Source organism: Methanoculleus sp. MH98A (genome assembly GCF_000691865.1).
In the GTDB taxonomy this organism is placed as follows: Archaea; Halobacteriota; Methanomicrobia; order Methanomicrobiales; family Methanoculleaceae; genus Methanoculleus.
Map to the genome: position 1 here is coordinate 17,573 of NZ_JMIO01000022.1, position 16,851 is coordinate 34,423.

A 16,851-nucleotide genomic window follows, 5' to 3' on the forward strand; every position below is an offset into this window, starting at 1 on the left:
TTTTTAGCCGTCTTTCAGGCGGCATTGATGGGTAACTTCTAATAGAGCCCACAGATAAGAGATCAGTATGCAGGGGCGCCATGTCCTGATCCTGATCCTCATTGCGGCCGCCGTCGTCGCCGGAGGGTGCACGGGCGAGGAGGATACCGCAGGTGTGCAACCGGCCAGCCCGACACCCGCGCCGCCGGAGGCGCAGGCGGTGGGGGGGGACCTCCAGCCGGCCCCGACGCCGGCCGTGCCCACCCGGGGGGAGGAAGAGCCGCAGAGCGTGGGGTTCGTCGACCCCGCGACCTATCACATCGCGACCCCGACGCCCACGACGACGATGATGAACCAGCCAAACGACGTCCGCGTCTCCGGGAAGATGGTGGAGTACGCGGAGGTGACCTGCGAGTACCCTCCCCGCGTTCTCGCCACCGAGGTCTACCACATCCCCTTCCCCTACTGGGCGTTCACCGTGAGCGCAACACCGATGAACGAGTTCCCGTGGCTCGCGGTGGAGATCCGCGATCCCGACGACCCGAACCGGATCGTCAAAGAGATCCGGTATTCTCGAAACGATATCCTTGTTCCTGACGGGAATTCGGACGGAAAAGAAGAACGGTTCATCATCCGGGACGGGTACGGCGACTACTACTTCTCTATCCGCTCGGAGTCGCTGGAGTCGCTCACCATCACCATCTACGTCCCGGAGAAGTATCTCGTCTAGGCGGGAGGAGGAGGAATGCTCTCTCCCGCTTCTTCCGCCCCCTCCTCTTCTGCGGCGCGGAGTTCGCGGTCGTAATCACCGATCGCGGCGGCATACGCCCGCCACGCCTCGTCAGCATCTGCCAGGTTCCGGTTGGCTGCGGCGTAATCACGCATCTCGTAGGCGCCCGCGGCCGACGACCAGAACGTGAACGCGCGGTTCAGGTTGTCGAGCGCCCGGACGTAGGCCGACTGCGCTCCGGTGTAGGCCTCAGGGATGGTGTCGGCCGCAACAATCTGTCGGTGGTATGCCGTAACGTCTCTGCCGTACCTCGCGATTGCCGCAAACTCCCGCATATGGGCGTCGCATTCGGCAACCGAGAGGTCGTTTGTGGGGGTGCGCATATGCACGGTGATCTTCCCGGAGACCAGGAAGAGATCGGCCTCCGATGCCGCCACGTGGCTGCTAAACGCGGCAACCTGTTGATCTGCGGTGTAGTTGAGAAGGATCGCCCCTCCGATGACGGCGACCACCACCACGAAGATCGCCGTCCCGGCGGCGGTGAGCGCCTGCTTCCGGGTGACGGTAACCTTCGGGATCTTCAGGTCAGGGAGTTTGGGGATCTTCGGGCCGCCGGACGGTTCGGGGGTGTCGGGATCCATGCTCATCACGCTCCTCCCCCGGGCAGGCGGGCGGGACGGATCCGGTACTCCCCCGGCTCGGGGATGTAGCGGAGCGGGACGATCTGCGGGGTCTCCGACCGGACGCTCGGGAGCGAATCCTGGGTGTCCCCAATGGGGTTCGGTTTTCCCTGAACCGCAATGGAGTCGGGTGAGACACAGTATCCATCAAAAATCGTCCCCTCGATGAAATAGTAATGCTTCCCCTCGTGCTCGAAGTACCTCGGCGTGTACTTCGCGTAATAGGGGTTGAACTCGTTCATCCGGATCCCGAGGGCCATGTGATCCGAATACGCGAGCAGCACCGTATCGTAGCCGAGAGCGTCGAGGAGTCCCCCCATCAGGATGGCCGCATCCTCGCAGTCCCCCCGCCCGTCGACGAGCATCTCGACGGGGTATTTCGGATATTCAACGCCGCCCTTCTTGTATATGGCGTGCGGGGGGAGGGCGCCTTCAACGTAAGAGGTCGTGTTATCGTCCTTATCGTAGGGGATTTGCTGGACGAAGAAGACAATGTTCATCAACCGGAAGTAGCCCTCGTCCGGGTTAGCGGCCGGGGGCGCGATCTCCCGGGCAAGGTCCTCGAGGATCGGCCGGTCGGCGTCCGCGAACGCATACTCTCCCCAGGCGAAATACTCGCTGATCCGCAGCGTCTCCCGGCGCTCACGGAGGAGCGCCTCCGGAACCGTGACCTGCGTCGTCTGGACGCCGCCGTCGATCGCCGTCCAGCGGAAGTTCCGGGTATAGACCTTGCCGTCGTCGGGGAACGGTGTCGCCGTCGGTACCGGCGCGGGCGGGACATATGCTGGCGGGTCGCCGGCCGGCACCAAACCGCGAGACCCAAAGCCGATCGGCTCCCCGAGGAGGGCGGGTTTCACTACGAGGGCGACGGCCAGGATCACGACCGCACCTGCAATTACCGGGAAAACGTCCTTCCACTCCATGCCTGAACCAGCAACGGCCTCCGGTAGAGATGTTTTCTATCTACCGTTAAAAAACGTTAACGATTGTGCTCAGGTGACGGATGATTCCAAAAAGAGTTAATATGCGGATGAAACGAAAAAGGAGGGTGGAGTCTTCCTGCCGTCTGACCGGCCGTCACCCGTCCGGGTCTTCGTCGCAGACCTCGAACGCCGGGGAGTAGATGACATTACCCCCGGCATCAGCGGCCCCGGGCCGGAGTTCGAGGGGCATGAACGCCTCATCCGGGACCGGGAAGGATGCCGCAAAGCCCTTCGCGCGTGCCGGAGAGAACCCGAACCGGGGGTAGTAGTCGGGATGCCCGACGACCCCTTTGAACCTGCCGGAACCGACCGGGGGAGGGGGGCTCCGGTTCCGCATCACCTCATCCTGGGCGGGGGCGCCGGAGGGCAGACCCCCCCGGTGCCGGCCAGCTGCTCTCCCGGCCCAACCGCATACCTGCAGACCGAGGGGTAGTACCTGGTGACGTACTCCTTGAGCATCCGGAGGGCGCAGTACTGCGGGGCGATGCTTTTTATCGACTCCTTCATCATCCGGACCCACTTGTGGGGGACGTCGTCCATCGTCCGCAAGTAGTAGAGCGGCGCAACCTCGTTCTCGATGAGGTCGTAGATCGTCTCCGCGTCCGGCTGGCTACCCTCCGCGGAGGGGGCGCGGCCCTCGAACCCCCAGCCGTTCCTGCCGTTGTAGCCCTCGACCCACCACCCGTCCAGAACCGAGAGGTTCAGCACCCCGTTCATCCCCGCCTTCATACCGCTCGTGCCGCTTGCTTCCATCAGCGGGACGGGGGTGTTCATCCAGACGTCGACGCCGTGGACCATGTAACGCGCAAGCTGCTCGCTGTAGTCCTCGATAAACGCTATCCGGCCCCCGAACCGGGGATCCTGCGAGTACTGGTAGATCCTTTGCAGGATCCGCTTACCCCGATCGTCGGCCGGGTGGGCCTTCCCGGCGAAGATGAACTGCACCGGCCTCCAGCGGTTGTTCACGATCCGATCAAGCCGGTCCAGGTCCTCGAAGACGATATCCGCCCGCTTGTACTCGGCGAACCGGCGGGCGAACCCGATCGTCAGCGCCGAGGTGTCGAGCATGAGCCCTTCGGCCGCAAGATTTGCAGGTTCGTCGCGAAGGTTCGCCCATTTGCGGCGTTTCCGATCCCGGATCCGGGCAAAGAGTTTCATCTTCAGCCACTGATGCTCGCGCCAGAGCTCTTCGTCCGGGATCTCGTCGACCACCTCCCAGATGATAGGGTTGTCGTAATCCTCCCGCCAGTTCGGGTAGACCGGGTCCATGTAGCGGTCGATGAGCGCTTCGATCCGGTGGTTCAGCCACGTCGGCACGTGAACGCCGTTCGTGATGGCGTCGATCGGCACCTCCTCGGGGGTGAGGTCGGGCCAGAGAGGCTGCCACATCTCCCGGGCGACCTCACCGTGCTTTTTGGAGACACCGTTGTGGAGCCGGCTCATCCGGAGCGCAAAAGCGGTCATGTTGAACCCGGCGCCCGGGTTGTGGGGATCGTCGCCGAGCGCCATGAACTCGTCCCACGAAAGACCGAGCGACGGGCAGTAATTGCGGAAGTACTTCGCCATCAGATCCTCGGGGAAGACATCGTGGGCGGCCGCCACAGGGGTGTGGGTGGTGAAGATCGAGGTGCCCCGGACCTGCTCACGCGCTTCATCAGGGGGCATCCCGGCCACGAGCCGCTCGCGGAGCCGCTCGAGGAGGGCAAACGCGGAATGACCTTCGTTCAAGTGCATCGCCGAGTACTCCACGCCGAGGGTACGGAGAACCTTCCTCCCGCCGATGCCGAGCACCAGCTCCTGCCGGAGCCGGCACTCGAGCTCTTTTAAGTAAAGGCGGTGGGAGATGCTCCGGTTCTCGGGGAGGTTCCTGTCGATATGGGTGTCGAGGAGGTAGAGGGGGACCCGCCCCACCTGCACCTTCCAGACCGCGACGTAGATCGGCGGTTCGATCAGGGGCACCTGCACCACGAGCTGCTTCCCGTCGTCGCCCGTCACCCGGAGAACCGGGGCGGCGTCGCGGTCCAGGATCTCGGCAACGTTCTTCTGCCACCCGTTTCCCTCAATATGCTGGTGGAGATAGCCTTCGGCGTACATGAACCCGACGGCGACCGTCGGCACACCGAGATCGCTCGACGCCTTGACGTGGTCGCCCGCGAGGATGCCGAGCCCGCCCGCGTAGAACGGGAGCGAGTGATGCAGCCCGAATTCGCTCGAGAGGTAGGCGATCGTCAGCGGCGTCCGCGCGGGGTAGTGCTGCGCAAACCAGCTCGTTCCCGGCACCATATACTCCCGGAACCGGTGCATGATGATGTCGTAGCGGCGGAGGTACTCCGGGTTCGTCGCCGCCCGCTCAAAGAACTTTGGCGGGGTATCGAGAAGCATCCTGACCGGATTGTGGCGGCTCATCTTCCACTCCGCCCGGTTCAGCATCTTGAAGAGCACGCTCGCCGAGGAGTGCCAGCTCCACCAGAGGTTGTACGCGAGGTCGACCAGCCCGAAGATCCGTTCCGGGACGTGAGCGAACCGGTCGTAGGGTATCTCCGTCTTCATCGCGACGGGCATTATCCGCCTCACCAGATAAGTGCTTCTGTCAGGAGGAACGGCAGGGCCGGAACCGGCTCATCGCCGCTCTTCACGCTCCATGAACTCCCGGATCTTTTTCTCCTCCCAGTCTCTGCCGAGGAACCGGTCCCCGGCAAAGACGCCGAACCCATGGAGCACCACGCCGATCCCCCAGAAGAATGTCACCCAGTAGAACCAGAGCGAGTCCGGGCTGAAGAGCATGTTGATCCCGAAGAGGATGAGGTTGACGGTGATATAGAGCACGAGGTGCGCGTAGAACCCCCGGATCTCCTCGACCCGTCTCCTCGCACGCGCATACCGCTCCTGTTCGTCCATGGGGTTCCGGTAACCGGCATGCAGGATACTTATTCCTATCCACCCGGTGCAGCGGGGAGCGGGAGGCGTACGGCGGCTGGCAGACCGCTTCCCGCAGCATTTTGGGCGGTGCCGGAAAAAAAAGCGGGACAGTAGTGATTGTTTTTGCGGATACGGCCCGAAGACGGGGCGGCGAAATGGAAAGGTATTATATGCACCGTTTACCGATGTTCCTTCAAGCAGAACCCGAAGGAGCGTATCTCGCGTGCGGCAGATGATCGAGGCAACCGAACTCACGAAGGACTACGGCAACGTCACCGCGGTGAACAGGGTATCGTTCTCCGTTGCGGAAGGGGAACTCTTCGGCCTGCTCGGGCCGAACGGCTCGGGCAAGACGACGATGATCCGGATGCTGACCGGGCAGATTCCGCCGACCTCCGGGTCGGCCCGGGTGATGGGGCTCGACGCAGCGAAGGATCCCATCGGGGTCCGGGGGCTCGTCGGGATCATCCCCGAGCAGGAAACGCCGCCGAGTTTCCTCACCGCGGAGGAGTACCTCCGCTTCGTTGCCGGCATCCGAAACCTCGATTCGGTGGACGAACGGTGCGACCGCTGGTTCGACCTGCTGGAGTTTGGCGACAAGCGCGACGTCCTCTGCAAGGATCTCTCGCGGGGCACCCGGCAGAAACTGATGTTTGCGCAGGCGTTCCTCCATGAGCCCCGCCTCGCCCTCATCGACGAGCCGCTGATCAACCTGGACCCCATCATGCAGCGGACGGTCAAAGACTTCCTCAGGAGTTACGTCCAGGGCGGCGGAACCGTCTTCTTCTCCACCCATATCCTCGAGATCGCCGAAGAGATCTGCGACCGTATCGGGATCATCCACAACGGCAGGATCCTTCACTGCGGCCCGGTCGGAGACCTCGTCGGATCGGGCCGGCACCTCGAATCCTTCTTCCTCGACCTGGTGCGGGGTGATGCCGGTGCCTGACCTCTTCTGCGCGATGATGAAGGAAGAGTGGCGGATGCACTCGACGATCTTCGGGAGCCTCGGGTTCGCCCTCTTCCCGGCGGTCATCGCGGTCTTTGCCCTTCTCGGGTCGCTCACCCTCCCGCTCTTTGCAGACGTATTTCCCTACGACGTGGTCGCGCTCTTTGCGCACGCCCTCTTCCTGCTCATGGGCGTGATGGTGGGATCGTTCGGCCTCATGGGCCGCGAGTTCATGAATCGGCGGTTCGGGCAGGCGAGCCTGATTGCCTACGCTTCCCGGAGTCTCCCGGTCTCCGAGCGGCGGATATTCGGCGCGTTTCTCGTGAAGGATACCGTCTACTACATCCTGCTCTACGTCCTCCCTTTCGCGGCCGGGTTTGCCGCGGCGACGCCGTTCATCGGCCTCGATCCGGGTCTGGCGGTCCTCGCGTTCGTCTCGCTCGCGCTCGCCTTCCTCCTCGGCCTCTCCGCCGTCTGCTTCCTCTCGACCCTCTACGCACGCTCCGTCGCGCTCCTCGCCGGAACCGTCGCGGTGCTCACGGTGCTCGCGGTTGCGGCGTTCCGCCTCGGGGCGATCACCGTCTCCGCCGCCCTCCCCCCCTACGCCTTCTTCCTCGACCCCAAGGTGGAACCGCTCGCGATCTCGCTCCTTCTCATCCTGGTCCCGGCAGCCGCCTCGGTGCTCTTCGTCACCGTCGACTACCCGGACCGGACGAAGCGGTTTAAGAACAGCCTCGAACCCCTCGCGGAGAGGGTCGGCACCCTCGGGAGCGCCCACTTCATCGCGAAGGACGCCCTCGACCTCCTCCGGAGCGAAGGCGGTGCCGGGAAGGTGATCTTCTCGTTTCTTCTCCCCCTCGGCCTCGTCTGGGTCTGCCTCCAGGTCCTGATCCGGTTCATCCCGGGGATCGACCCGCTGGTGGTCTTCGCGGTCCTGCTCGGGGTGATATCGGCCACCATCTACAACTGGCTGACCGAGTTCGACTCCTTCACCTCCTACGCCTTCCTGCCGGTGAAGGTCTCGGAGGTGATCGACGCGAAACTGAAGAGCTACGCCCTCGCAAACCTCCTCCCGCTCGGCGTGCTCGTGCTCGCGGCGGCGACCTCCGGCGGGGCGGGGACATTCATCCCGGCACTTGCCGCGTTCGCCTCGGTCTCGGCCTACACCCTCGCGGTGACGGTCTACCTCACGGGGCTCCACCCGAACGTGATGCTCTATCACGCCTGTGTCTTCCTCCGCTACCTCCTCGCGATAAGCCCGGCGCTCCTGCTCCTCATCTTCGCCTCGATCTTCGACCCCGCGTACGCGGCCTCAAGCCTCCTCCTCGTCGCGCCGGCGGCGCTCCTCCTCTCCCGCGGGCGGACGAAGTGGCAGGCGTGGGAGATGCCAGGGTACTAAAACCCCGTCCCGGTCTCTCACTTTCACCCCCCGCACGGCGCGGCTTTTAAACCCCTCCGGGAGACCCGGGGAGTATGCTAGAGAGAGCGGGCTACCTCCAGAACAGCAGGTGCGCCGCGGCCGACGAATGGGGGAGACCCTGCCGGATCGTCGAGATCGCCCTCGACGGCAGGCGGTTCGGGATCCGGGTCGGCGAACTCCGGCAGGCCCTCGACGGCCGGCGGCCCGCCCGGGTCAGGCTGCTTCGCGACGACTGGGGGCCGGTTCTCGGGGATACGGTCGGCCGCGCGGAGCGGTCGCGGACGGGGAAGGCCGTCGTCTTCGAGCTCGTCACCGGGACGCGCTACACGGTGCCGGCCGAGGCGCTCCGTGCCGTCCTCGCCCGGGCTGCCGCGTTTGCTCCCGTCTCGGCAATCCTCCCCGCGGGCATCCCGGCCGCCCGGCAACAGGTTCTCGTCACCGGGTAATTCCCGCCTCGCGGATTGCCGCCTCCCCCGCGTCGCGGAACGCCCGCCCGACGTTCCCGGGGCCAAGGAGGACTCCGCCGAAGATCCTTGAGACCACCAGCGCGTGGCTCCCGAGGCCGTGCTTGCGGAGCAGGTCGAGGAGGATCCTTCCCGGCCGGCCGACCTCGCCGTCGTTCTTGAATTCCTCCAGGGTTCCGCACCGGAGAGCGGTGCAGTGGTGGGCGGCCTTCCGGTAGGCCTCCCGGTGGCCGGCGAGAACCCCCGCGACGTCTTCCGATCCGTCGACCCGGTAGAGATGGGCGTAAAACCGCGACCGCCGGACCTCGATCGCGGCGGTGCCGAGGGGCTCCGCGGTCACGCCGCCACCCGACTCCTTGCGTACTCGTCCCAGTGCGCCTCGAGAAAACCCCTGATCCCCCGGCCGGGTTTGTAGGGCGGGTATATCTTACGGAAGGCCTCCTCGGCGTCGGCAAACCTCTCCCTCGGCAGGACGTCGGTGTAGGCCGCAAGGTAAAGAAGCCCGATCGCCGCCGACCGGGAGACGCCGAAACCGCAGTGGACCAGCACCTGCCGGCCCTCCGATAGGCACCGGTCGATGAAGGCGAGAGCGGCATCGACGGCTTCCTTCGGGACGTCGGCGGGGTCCTTCGCATCGACCAGGTTGAGCATCAGCCGGTTCCCCCGCCGGGCGACCAGGTGCTCGGGGTGATCCGGCGGCACCGTGCCGAGCGGGGAGTAGGTGACTGCCAGGCAGTGGTAGGGGCTCCGGCAGGCGTGCACCACGCACCAGGTCTCGTGGGCCTCCACCGCGACCTCGTAGTCCTCCTGCGTCCCGATGTAGAGGTTCTGGTAGATCTCGATCATATGCCCCCCTCACCGCGCCTCGAGCGCGTATGCCGCGGCCCCGAGAAGCGGCGCCTGCCCTGCGAGATCCGATACGGCAAGCCGGGGAAGGGCGAGGTAGCGGTCGATGAACGGTTCCATCTGCCGGATCACGATATCTCCGTAGTACCGGGCGAGCGGTCCGTCGAAGACGATCACCTCGGGGTTGTAGGCGACGATGACGGCCGAGATCCCCCGGGCGTTCATCTCCCCGAGCGCCTCCATGAAGGCGAGGGCGACCGGGTCCTCCGCCCTGGCCGCCGTAAAGATCGCCCGGGTTGAGGAGGGGTCGAAGGCCACATGCCGGACGTCGGCCGCCTCCCGCCACGCCGCGAAGAACCCGGGGATGTTCTTTGCAGAGGCGTAGGCCTCCCAGTGGCCAGCAAACCCACACCCGCAGACGAGGTTGTAGCGGGTATCGACGGGGATATGCCCGATCTCCCCGGCGTTCCCGCTCATCCCGAGGAGCAGGCGGCCGTTCACCACCGCACCCCCGCCGATGCCGGTCGAGAGGGTGATGTAGACGACGTTGTCGGAGCCGCGGGCGGCGCCCGCCCACCGTTCGCCGAGGACGCCGGCCCGGGCGCGTTGATCAGGGCGACCGGAAGCCCGAACCGCTCCCGGAGCGGCTCGACGATCTCCACGACCGGGAACGCGATGTTCGGGGAGCCGACGACCCACCCGCGGCCGGGGTCCAGCGGACCGGCCGACGCGACGCCGATGGCCGCGGCTTCCCGCCCCTGCGGCGACGCGAGGAGGGCTTCCACCCGGGCGGCGATCGCGGCGGTGATCACCTCCCCGGATGCTCCTGCAGTCGGCGTCGGGACGGCGTCGTGGGCGAGCAGGGTCGCGTCGGAGTCTACCAGGGCAGCGCGGAGGTTGGTTCCGCCGAGGTCAACGGCAATCACGGTCGTCATATGGGTCACTCCTCTGGATGGCAGGTGCTTCTCTTCTCGGATTACGCGAACCACCGGGATAAACCTTGCTTCCGGCCGGGCCGGCGGATCCGGGAGAGAGACCGCGGCTACAAAAGTAAGGTATATCTACTCCCTGCACCAAGATTTAGGTATACCTAAAAATGATCACCATGGAAAAAACGTTGCTTGATCTGGAACCGGGCATGCAGGGAACCATCGCCCGATTTATCGGGAATCCGGGCTTTGTCCGGAAACTCAGAACCATCGGAATCAGGGAAGGCAAGAACCTCACCGTCGTCACCCGTCACCCCCTCGGCGGTCCGGTGGTGATCGAAGTGGATGGCCGGGAAGTGACGCTCGGCCGGGGAATGGCCGTAAGAGTCGTCGTGGACGTTGCCGCATGAAGACCGTCGTCCTGATGGGCAACCCGAACGTCGGGAAGAGCGGGATCTTCTCGCGGCTGACCGGCACCCGGGTCATCACTTCGAACTACGCCGGGACCACCGTCGACGTCTCCCGCGGGAAGATGCGTCTTCCGGACGGCCCCGCCGCGGTGATAGACGCGCCCGGCACCTACTCCCTCACCCCCACGAATCCGGCCGAAGAGGTCGCCGCGGAGATCCTCGGAGAGGCCGACGTCGTCGTCAACGTCGTCGATTCAACCAACCTGGAGAGGAACCTCTACCTGACCCTCGAGACCCTGGAGCGCGGGGTCCCGGCGGCCGTCGCGCTCAACCTCTGGGACGAGGCCGGGCACCAGGGCATCACGATCGACGTCGCCGGGCTCGAGCGGCTCCTCGGGGTTCCGGTCGTTCCGACCGTGGGGCTTTCCGGGCAGGGAATCCGGGAACTCGTGGAACGGCTCGGCGAGGCACGCCCCTCGGCGACGATACAGCCCATGAGCGAGGAGGAGCGGTGGGTGGCGGTCGGCCGGATCACCGGGGAGGTGCAGACGATCGCCCACCGGCACCCCACCCTCGCCGACCGACTCAGCGAGGCGAGCATCCGGCCGACCAGCGGCCTCTTCATAGCCCTCGCGGTCATCGCCGCCGCGTTCCTGGCGGTCAGGTGGATCGGCGAAGGACTCATATCGTACGTCTTCGAGCCGCTCTTCGACCTCTACACCCCGATCGCCATGAGGGCGAGCGACCTCCTCGGCCCCGGGATCCTGCACGAGATCCTGATCGGGCACCTCATCGACGGCGAGATCGATTACGTCCAGTCGATGGGGCTCCTCACCACCGGGCTCTTCGTTCCATTCGCCATGATACTCCCCTACATCGTGGCGTTCTACCTCGTCCTCTCGATCCTCGAGGATACCGGTTACCTCCCCAGGCTCGCGACGCTGGCCGACACCTTCTTCCACCGGCTCGGGATGCACGGCTACGGCATCATCCCGGTCTTCCTCGGGTTCGGGTGCAACGTGCCGGGGGCGCTCGCCACCCGGGTGCTGGAGACGAAGAAGCAGCGGTTCATCGCCGCCACCCTCATGTCGCTTGCTATCCCGTGCATGGCGCAGATCGCGATGGTCTTCGGGGTTCTCGGGCCGTTCGGCCTGCATTACGTGGTGATGGTCTTTGTGACCCTCGCACTCGTTTACGTCGGCGCAGGCCTGATCCTGAACCGGGTCGTGCCGGGGGAGTGCCCGGAGATATTTTTAGAGATCCCCCCCTACCGGGCGCCGGATCTCCGGGCGACCGCTACAAAGACCTGGATGCGAGTGCGGGGCTTCCTCGGGGAGGCTATCCCCTACCTCTTCCTCGGTATCCTGCTCGTCAACCTGCTCTATTCGGTCGGGTTCCTCGACCTGCTCGCGGCCGCCTTCGCCCCGGTGATAGAGGCCTGGCTCGGTCTCCCTGCCGGAGCGGCCGTCGCGCTCCTGGTCGGGTTCCTCAGAAAGGATCTCGCGGTGGGGATGCTGGTGCCGCTCGGGATGAGCCCGGAGCAGCTCGTGATCGCGGTGACGATGCTCACGATCTACTTCCCGTGCGTGGCGACGTTCGTGGTGCTCCTCCGTGAACTCGGGGCGCGGGGGATGCTCGCCGCCGCAGGCGTGATGGTGACGACAGCCCTCCTCGTCGGGGGCGCGCTGCGGGTGATCCTGATCGGGTTTTAGGAGGAAGAGGAATGCGGAAGAAGACGACAGAGGAGTACATCGAGATCATCTGTCTGCTCGAGAAACAGGAGGGGCGGGCGCAGACCGGCAGGATCGCGGAGGAGATCGATGTGAAACCACCGTCGGTCACGTCGATGCTCCGGAAACTGGAGCAGGAGGGGCTCATCGTCTATGAGTCCTACGCGGGTGCAAGGCTGACCCCGGCAGGGGAGGAAATGGCCCGGGACCTCTGGACGCGGCACCGCACGTTTGCCGACCTGCTGGGACTCCTGGGCGTCACCGGGGAGATTGCAGAGGCCGACGCCTGCCAGTTCGAGCATCACGTGAGCCCGGAGACCCTGGAGCGCCTCAGGCTCTTTCTCGAGTTCCTGAGCAAGAGCCCGGACGGCCGGCGGTGCCTCGCGGCATTCGAGGAGTTCCAGAAACACGAACGGTGAGGCAGGTTCGCGTCAGACGTCCTCCCCCACCATCATGCAGGGATACTTCTCCCGCGGGTACCTGCCCTCTATCGACTCGCGGACGAACTGCTCCCTCGACGGGGCTGCAAGGAGACCGTCGTAGACCTCTTTTGGAACGCCGGCGTAACGGTAGGCGTCGGCGTTCTCGCAGATGATGAGGAGCGCTTTTGTCGTCGGGTCGTAACCGACGGATCGTACGGCGCCGGAACGTCCGGCTGACTGTCGGGACATACGGGCGGGTTGTGGCGGGCGGAGATGATAGCAGTTCCGCCGGGTACCGCCGGAGGTTCCCTCACCCGGCTTTCTCGTATGGGTAGCGCAGCCGGATGAAGTCGCCGAAATACCGCCCCTTCGACCGGGAAGCGAGCATTCCTTCGTAGACGTCGGGCGGCACGCCGACATAGTGGTAGACTCCGCCGCTATGGAACTCGACCTCCAGAACCTCGTCTTCCGGGTCGTAGCCGATCGACTTGATACTGGTAGACTCGACGAGCTGGCGCTGCATGGGCGGGAGTAAAGGGGGTTGTGGGCATAAGAGTTGCGGGGGCATGCACCGCGATCGGGCGGAGGGTCTATGCCGCCACGGTGAAGGCCGCGAACGCCGCGAGCGCGAGAAGGGTGAGAAACACGAGCACCCCGACCGTCCAGGCGGCCATGAAGAGAACGACCGAGGCGAAGCGCATCTCGCGGAACGGGACGGCACCCTCGTTCATCCGGCGTGCGGTCGCCCGGGCGTCGTAGATCCCGAATATCCAGATGACCGCCCCGGGGATGAGCATCACGAGAAGCCCCGCGAGCACCCCAAAAAGCACCAGGATACCCTTGCCGGTCTCTCCGTTATAGACCTGTCCGAGCCCCGGGAAGAGGAGGGAGAGACCTGCCGCAAAGACCGGGTTCTTCTCCTCCCGCACCGGGTCATTCCCTTCCGTCATGGTTGTACTTACCGTGCTCGCCGGGAAAAGAAGGAGGTTTCGGCTCGTCCGCCTCACGCCTCCGTCAGGCTCATAACCTCGCGAAGCTACCTCCCTCCGGGGAGACCCACATGGCACGAAGAGACGTAACATCGGAAGAAGCAAGGGCGATGGGCGAGCAGCTCGGCATCACCTGGGAGGAGTTCGACGTCGAACAGTTCCGGCGCGGCATGGTCGTGGAACTCGAGCACGGCCTCCGCGATCCGGCGACGAACGTCACCGACGACGACCTCTTCCTGACGGCAAAGATAGCGCTTGCGCACTTGAACGAGTTTCCGGACTACTACGACCGGCTCGAGGAGATGGAAGAAGAAGCGGAGGCCTACTGGGAGGAGCGAAAAGCGCAGGCGCAATAACGCCTGACGATTGTGCCCGGCGGGAGCAATGCACAACAACTATTGCCTGCCCGCTGAAACGGTAAACCATGGATCGGAGCTCGAGGGAGAACTGGATCAGGATTCGGCAACGTCGGGTCATCGACGGAAGGGAATACTACGCCGACCGGCTCTACGAGACCCAGCAGGCTGCAAAGACGCATGCCCAGCAACTGGAACGCCGGGGAGATGACGCACTCGTACTCGGGTCCGCCACCGAGGGCGGGCACCGGGGCTATGCCGTCTTTGTCGAGAAATAAGGCCCCAAACAGCCGACCGGCTCTCCGGTGAAAACGGTCATTCCAAACAGGCGGGGCGACAACAGAGTGGGGGGCGAACCCCGTCCACATTCCCCATTACTCCATCAGCGGGAGGGGTAAATATAATCCCCGTACCGCAGGAGCTCGTGGATTGAACCTCCCGGTTCAATGCTCCGGGGATCCCCGGGTTGGCGGATCATTACACCGCTCCCGCCAATCGTCACGGAGGATCCCCCAGACCTCGACGTCCTCAAAGACCCCCCACTTCCTCGCGTGCTCCCGGAGGTGCGCCTCGTGCACCATCCCGCACTTCTCCATTACCCGGCCGGATGCGGGGTTGCGGGAGAAGTGCATGGCATGGATCCGGTGCAGCCCGAGGGCGGAGAACCCGTACTCGATCACCGCACGGACGGCTTCGGTGGCATACCCTTTGCCCCAGCAGGACTTCGCAACCCAGAACCCGAGTTCGCCGCGGGCGTGAGCGGTCTCGATCCGAAGACGGGCGCCGCCGATAAGAGCTCCATCCCGAGCAAGGGTGACGGCGAAAGCCGCGCCCTCACCGCGCTCGGTGCCTTCACTAAGGGAGGCGATCCAGATCTCGGCAAGGCCGTCCGGATACGGGTAGGGGAGAAGGGTCGTCGCGGAGACGGCGTAGTCTCCGCAAAGCCGCTGCACGGCACTGGCATCTGCCAGGGTATACGGCCGCAGGAGCAGGCGGTCGGTTGCGAGGACGGGAGGTTGATCCATGAACATACCTCCATGGCGCCGATCGGATATAAGTCCTGCCGCGCCGCGCCCCGGCCTCCGGGGAGGGGAGAGGAAGAGAACCGGCAGGAACCGTCCCGCGGTTTTTGGGCCCGCACGAAGCCTGCCCTGTTTATATCTTGAGGTTCCATCCGCTCCTTTTTCGCGGAGTTCCGGGAATTGTCGGCCCCCGGACGAGCCCGTTTTCGATAAGAGTTTCTAATAAACTCCCTATTTGCAAACCAGCAACCTTTATTAATTTTTGTTCTGTATTCCATCTTGCATGATCAAAGTCGCGATCAACGGGTACGGCACCATCGGCAAACGGGTCGCCGATGCGGTCGCCGCACAGCCCGATATGGAAGTCATCGGGGTTTCTAAGACGAGCGTCTCCGCCGAGGCATACATCGCGAAAGAGCGCGGGTACCCCCTCTACATCGCGGACCTCGGGAAGAAGCCGGCGTTCGAGAAGGCCGGGATCGAGGTCGCCGGCGACGTCGACGCGATGCTCAAGGCCGCCGATATCGTCGTGGACGCCACCCCCGGCGGCGTCGGGGAGAAGAACCGGTCGATCTACGAGAAACTCGGCAAGAAAGCAATCTTTCAGGGCGGCGAGGACCACGGGGTCGCCGGATTCTCCTTCAACGCCCACGCGAACTACAAAGAGGCCGAAGGCAAGCAGTTCGCCCGGGTCGTCTCGTGCAACACCACCGGGCTCGTCCGGGTCATCCATGCGATGGACCAGGCTTTCGGCGTCGAGCGGGTCCGGGCGGTGATGGTCCGGCGCGGAGCGGACCCCGACGACGTGAAAAAGGGGCCGATCGACGCGATCGTCCTCAACCCGGCGTCCATCCCGAGCCACCACGGCCCCGACGTCCAGACCGTCCTCCCGCACATAAACATCGTCACCCTCGCGATGATCGTCCCGACGACGTTTATGCACATGCACAGCATCCAGATGGACCTGAAGAAGGAGACCACCCGCGAGGAGGTGCTGAAGGTCTTTGAGAACCACAGCCGGATCGGGCTCGTCCGCAAGGCCATGGGGATCAAGAGCAACGCCCAGCTCCGGGAGTACACCCAGGATCTCGGCCGGCCGCGGACGGATCTCTGGGAGAACGGGGTCTTCGAGGAGTCGGTCTCGATCCTCGACGGCAAAGAGTTCTACTGCTTCCAGGCCATCCACCAGGAGGCCGACGTCGTCCCCGAGAACATCGACTGCATCCGCGCCCTGATGGGAACGGTGAAGGATCCGCAGGAGTCCATCCGGATGACCAACGAAGCGCTCGGTCTCGTCGCTATCGGGTGAATGGAGAGCGGGGGAGGAGAGAGCACTCTCCTTGAGGTCTTCTTATAAAGACCTCCGAACCTTCGGCATACCCTAATCGAAGCACTTGCCTTGAAGCCCGCGCAGAAGGGTGAAACGGCTTTCCATTGGGTATCGCCGCGGGGGGAGGGTCCGGGAGGGGGTGTCCCCCTCCCGGTAGCGATGTTTTAGGACAATTTCCTTTGCAAACGATTTTCCTGAGGGCGGCAACCCTCAAGCACCGGGAGGCCGGGACACCCCCACCGCCCGCGCTTCGCGCTCCTCCCGCCCCCCATGGGGGCGGGCAGTGCGTGGCGATACCCCCATCAAGAGTTGATCGCTAAGCTCAACGAGAGGAGGGTTTATAGATGGACGCCGCCAAGACCGCCATTCCAGCAAGTCCCGCTAGGAGCAGCCCAACCATGATAGCAGCGCCCATATCTTGAGCGGGCTGTGCCTCTGACGACAGCAATATTTTCGCCGTTGCAAAGAGAACTGCAAAGGCAAAGACACCCTTTACACCATCTATAACCAGATTTCCGAAGGAGGACATTTTTATTCCTTTGTTACGAGTATGATATTCTGATAGCCGTACAGAGGCGACTCGGCTAAGTTCGTTGAGCAATTCGTGAGGTGGCAGGTCGCCAACGAAACTACCACCACTAGTTCACAGCACGTCCTGAATATAATCTATATATTTAAGGGGATAATCTATAT

General features: G+C 64.3%; 22 protein-coding genes and 1 pseudogene. 10 read left to right on the plus strand and 13 right to left on the minus strand.

Translation table 11 applies throughout. The features are described from left to right. Nucleotides 1-67: 67 nt before the first annotated feature. Nucleotides 68-709, plus strand: a complete 642-nt coding sequence (locus EI28_RS04435) for a hypothetical protein (protein WP_048113001.1) — start codon at nt 68-70, stop codon at nt 707-709. Here EI28_RS04435 and EI28_RS04440 read toward each other — a convergent pair. The 5 genes from EI28_RS04440 to EI28_RS04460 form a co-directional block, all read right to left on the minus strand. Next, nucleotides 706-1,356 carry a hypothetical protein gene (locus EI28_RS04440; protein WP_231476586.1) on the minus strand — a complete coding sequence of 217 codons (651 nt, stop codon included), beginning with the start codon at nt 1,354-1,356 and terminating at the stop codon, nt 706-708. The two genes, EI28_RS04435 and EI28_RS04440, sit on opposite strands and share 4 nt — an antisense overlap. Further along, nucleotides 1,356-2,312, minus strand: coding sequence for a hypothetical protein (locus tag EI28_RS04445; protein WP_048113003.1), 957 nt, complete (start codon nt 2,310-2,312; stop codon nt 1,356-1,358). The genes EI28_RS04440 and EI28_RS04445 overlap by 1 nt, the downstream gene beginning before the upstream one ends. A 154-nt stretch (nt 2,313-2,466) precedes the next feature. Beyond that, nucleotides 2,467-2,709 carry a hypothetical protein gene (locus tag EI28_RS14370; protein ID WP_052379664.1) on the minus strand — a complete coding sequence of 81 codons (243 nt, stop codon included), beginning with the start codon at nt 2,707-2,709 and terminating at the stop codon, nt 2,467-2,469. Further along, nucleotides 2,709-4,922 carry an alpha-glucan family phosphorylase gene (glgP, locus tag EI28_RS04455; protein ID WP_048113035.1) on the minus strand — a complete coding sequence of 738 codons (2,214 nt, stop codon included), beginning with the start codon at nt 4,920-4,922 and terminating at the stop codon, nt 2,709-2,711. The genes EI28_RS14370 and glgP overlap by 1 nt, the downstream gene beginning before the upstream one ends. 69 nt (nt 4,923-4,991) lie before the next feature. Then, nucleotides 4,992-5,270, minus strand: coding sequence for a 2TM domain-containing protein (locus tag EI28_RS04460; RefSeq protein WP_048113005.1), 279 nt, complete (start codon nt 5,268-5,270; stop codon nt 4,992-4,994). A 253-nt stretch (nt 5,271-5,523) separates the two neighbouring features. On the opposite strand from EI28_RS04460, the gene EI28_RS04465 reads away from it, so the two are divergent. From EI28_RS04465 to EI28_RS04475, 3 genes are all read left to right on the plus strand, one after another. Further along, nucleotides 5,524-6,240 (plus strand): ABC transporter ATP-binding protein, encoded by a 717-nt coding sequence (locus tag EI28_RS04465; protein ID WP_048113037.1) that lies wholly within the window; start codon nt 5,524-5,526, stop codon nt 6,238-6,240. Beyond that, entirely contained in the window at nt 6,227-7,639 is a 1,413-nt protein-coding gene (locus tag EI28_RS04470; protein WP_082223081.1) for a hypothetical protein, read from the plus strand. Before EI28_RS04465 ends, EI28_RS04470 begins: the two co-directional genes overlap by 14 nt. Before the next feature lie 74 nt (nt 7,640-7,713). Continuing rightward, the gene (locus EI28_RS04475) at nt 7,714-8,106 is read left to right on the plus strand and encodes a hypothetical protein (RefSeq protein WP_048113007.1); all 393 of its coding nucleotides are present in this window, start codon (nt 7,714-7,716) and stop codon (nt 8,104-8,106) included. Here EI28_RS04475 and EI28_RS04480 read toward each other — a convergent pair. The 4 genes and pseudogenes from EI28_RS04480 to EI28_RS15270 form a co-directional block, all read right to left on the minus strand. Further along, nucleotides 8,096-8,464 (minus strand): YigZ family protein, encoded by a 369-nt coding sequence (locus EI28_RS04480; protein WP_048113009.1) that lies wholly within the window; start codon nt 8,462-8,464, stop codon nt 8,096-8,098. The two genes, EI28_RS04475 and EI28_RS04480, sit on opposite strands and share 11 nt — an antisense overlap. Further along, the gene (locus EI28_RS04485; RefSeq protein ID WP_048113011.1) at nt 8,461-8,970 is read right to left on the minus strand and encodes a dual specificity protein phosphatase family protein; all 510 of its coding nucleotides are present in this window, start codon (nt 8,968-8,970) and stop codon (nt 8,461-8,463) included. The genes EI28_RS04480 and EI28_RS04485 overlap by 4 nt, the downstream gene beginning before the upstream one ends. Nucleotides 8,971-8,979: 9 nt before the next feature. Next, the gene (locus EI28_RS04490) at nt 8,980-9,669 is read right to left on the minus strand and encodes an ROK family protein (protein WP_255342068.1); all 690 of its coding nucleotides are present in this window, start codon (nt 9,667-9,669) and stop codon (nt 8,980-8,982) included. Beyond that, nucleotides 9,636-9,905 (minus strand): annotated as a pseudogene (locus tag EI28_RS15270) (ROK family protein); the annotation flags it as partial. The gene EI28_RS04490 and the pseudogene EI28_RS15270, both read right to left, overlap by 34 nt. 170 nt (nt 9,906-10,075) lie before the next feature. On the opposite strand from EI28_RS15270, the gene EI28_RS04495 reads away from it, so the two are divergent. From EI28_RS04495 to EI28_RS04505, 3 genes are read left to right on the plus strand one after another with little or no spacing between them, the layout of a single operon-like run. Beyond that, entirely contained in the window at nt 10,076-10,309 is a 234-nt protein-coding gene (locus EI28_RS04495) for a FeoA family protein (RefSeq protein WP_048113041.1), read from the plus strand. Continuing rightward, on the plus strand, nt 10,306-12,021 hold the full coding sequence (locus tag EI28_RS04500; protein ID WP_048113013.1) for a ferrous iron transporter B: 1,716 nt from the start codon (nt 10,306-10,308) through the stop codon (nt 12,019-12,021). The genes EI28_RS04495 and EI28_RS04500 overlap by 4 nt, the downstream gene beginning before the upstream one ends. An 11-nt stretch (nt 12,022-12,032) precedes the next feature. Next, complete coding sequence (locus EI28_RS04505) at nt 12,033-12,458, plus strand: metal-dependent transcriptional regulator (RefSeq protein ID WP_048113015.1); 426 nt, start codon at nt 12,033-12,035, stop codon at nt 12,456-12,458. Nucleotides 12,459-12,470: 12 nt separating this feature from the next. Here EI28_RS04505 and EI28_RS04510 read toward each other — a convergent pair whose 3' ends face one another. The 3 genes from EI28_RS04510 to EI28_RS04520 form a co-directional block, all read right to left on the minus strand. Then, nucleotides 12,471-12,710: a KTSC domain-containing protein gene (locus tag EI28_RS04510; RefSeq protein ID WP_048113017.1), complete on the minus strand. Its 240-nt coding sequence runs from the start codon at nt 12,708-12,710 to the stop codon at nt 12,471-12,473. Between the two features lie 61 nt (nt 12,711-12,771). Then, nucleotides 12,772-12,984 carry a KTSC domain-containing protein gene (locus tag EI28_RS04515; protein WP_048113019.1) on the minus strand — a complete coding sequence of 71 codons (213 nt, stop codon included), beginning with the start codon at nt 12,982-12,984 and terminating at the stop codon, nt 12,772-12,774. Nucleotides 12,985-13,051: 67 nt separating this feature from the next. Beyond that, complete coding sequence (locus EI28_RS04520) at nt 13,052-13,411, minus strand: hypothetical protein (RefSeq protein WP_052379666.1); 360 nt, start codon at nt 13,409-13,411, stop codon at nt 13,052-13,054. Nucleotides 13,412-13,521: 110 nt separating this feature from the next. Between EI28_RS04520 and EI28_RS04525 the strand changes: the two genes are divergently transcribed. After that, nucleotides 13,522-13,806 carry a DUF5661 family protein gene (locus EI28_RS04525; RefSeq protein WP_048113021.1) on the plus strand — a complete coding sequence of 95 codons (285 nt, stop codon included), beginning with the start codon at nt 13,522-13,524 and terminating at the stop codon, nt 13,804-13,806. Between the two features lie 68 nt (nt 13,807-13,874). Then, nucleotides 13,875-14,084 (plus strand): hypothetical protein, encoded by a 210-nt coding sequence (locus EI28_RS04530; RefSeq protein WP_048113023.1) that lies wholly within the window; start codon nt 13,875-13,877, stop codon nt 14,082-14,084. A 165-nt stretch (nt 14,085-14,249) separates the two neighbouring features. On the opposite strand, the gene EI28_RS04535 is transcribed toward EI28_RS04530, so the two are convergent. After that, a complete protein-coding gene (locus tag EI28_RS04535; RefSeq protein ID WP_052379667.1) occupies nt 14,250-14,831 on the minus strand; it encodes a GNAT family N-acetyltransferase in 582 nt (193 codons plus the stop codon). A gap of 280 nt (nt 14,832-15,111) precedes the next feature. Here EI28_RS04535 and EI28_RS04540 point away from each other — a divergent pair, with 280 nt between their 5' ends. Beyond that, nucleotides 15,112-16,137: a type II glyceraldehyde-3-phosphate dehydrogenase gene (locus EI28_RS04540; protein WP_048113027.1), complete on the plus strand. Its 1,026-nt coding sequence runs from the start codon at nt 15,112-15,114 to the stop codon at nt 16,135-16,137. The last annotated feature ends 714 nt before the right edge of the window (nt 16,138-16,851 follow it).

Coding starts and splice junctions, on each gene's coding strand:
- EI28_RS04435 (WP_048113001.1), top strand. CDS start 68: ATGCAGGGGCGCCATGTCCTGATCCTGATCCTCATTGCGGCCGCCGTC.
- EI28_RS04440 (WP_231476586.1), bottom strand. CDS start 1,356: ATGAGCATGGATCCCGACACCCCCGAACCGTCCGGCGGCCCGAAGATC.
- EI28_RS04445 (WP_048113003.1), bottom strand. CDS start 2,312: ATGGAGTGGAAGGACGTTTTCCCGGTAATTGCAGGTGCGGTCGTGATC.
- EI28_RS14370 (WP_052379664.1), bottom strand. CDS start 2,709: ATGCGGAACCGGAGCCCCCCTCCCCCGGTCGGTTCCGGCAGGTTCAAA.
- glgP (WP_048113035.1), bottom strand. CDS start 4,922: ATGAAGACGGAGATACCCTACGACCGGTTCGCTCACGTCCCGGAACGG.
- EI28_RS04460 (WP_048113005.1), bottom strand. CDS start 5,270: ATGGACGAACAGGAGCGGTATGCGCGTGCGAGGAGACGGGTCGAGGAG.
- EI28_RS04465 (WP_048113037.1), top strand. CDS start 5,524: ATGATCGAGGCAACCGAACTCACGAAGGACTACGGCAACGTCACCGCG.
- EI28_RS04470 (WP_082223081.1), top strand. CDS start 6,227: ATGCCGGTGCCTGACCTCTTCTGCGCGATGATGAAGGAAGAGTGGCGG.
- EI28_RS04475 (WP_048113007.1), top strand. CDS start 7,714: ATGCTAGAGAGAGCGGGCTACCTCCAGAACAGCAGGTGCGCCGCGGCC.
- EI28_RS04485 (WP_048113011.1), bottom strand. CDS start 8,970: ATGATCGAGATCTACCAGAACCTCTACATCGGGACGCAGGAGGACTAC.
- EI28_RS04495 (WP_048113041.1), top strand. CDS start 10,076: ATGGAAAAAACGTTGCTTGATCTGGAACCGGGCATGCAGGGAACCATC.
- EI28_RS04500 (WP_048113013.1), top strand. CDS start 10,306: ATGAAGACCGTCGTCCTGATGGGCAACCCGAACGTCGGGAAGAGCGGG.
- EI28_RS04505 (WP_048113015.1), top strand. CDS start 12,033: ATGCGGAAGAAGACGACAGAGGAGTACATCGAGATCATCTGTCTGCTC.
- EI28_RS04510 (WP_048113017.1), bottom strand. CDS start 12,710: ATGTCCCGACAGTCAGCCGGACGTTCCGGCGCCGTACGATCCGTCGGT.
- EI28_RS04515 (WP_048113019.1), bottom strand. CDS start 12,984: ATGCAGCGCCAGCTCGTCGAGTCTACCAGTATCAAGTCGATCGGCTAC.
- EI28_RS04520 (WP_052379666.1), bottom strand. CDS start 13,411: ATGACGGAAGGGAATGACCCGGTGCGGGAGGAGAAGAACCCGGTCTTT.
- EI28_RS04525 (WP_048113021.1), top strand. CDS start 13,522: ATGGCACGAAGAGACGTAACATCGGAAGAAGCAAGGGCGATGGGCGAG.
- EI28_RS04530 (WP_048113023.1), top strand. CDS start 13,875: ATGGATCGGAGCTCGAGGGAGAACTGGATCAGGATTCGGCAACGTCGG.
- EI28_RS04535 (WP_052379667.1), bottom strand. CDS start 14,831: ATGGATCAACCTCCCGTCCTCGCAACCGACCGCCTGCTCCTGCGGCCG.
- EI28_RS04540 (WP_048113027.1), top strand. CDS start 15,112: ATGATCAAAGTCGCGATCAACGGGTACGGCACCATCGGCAAACGGGTC.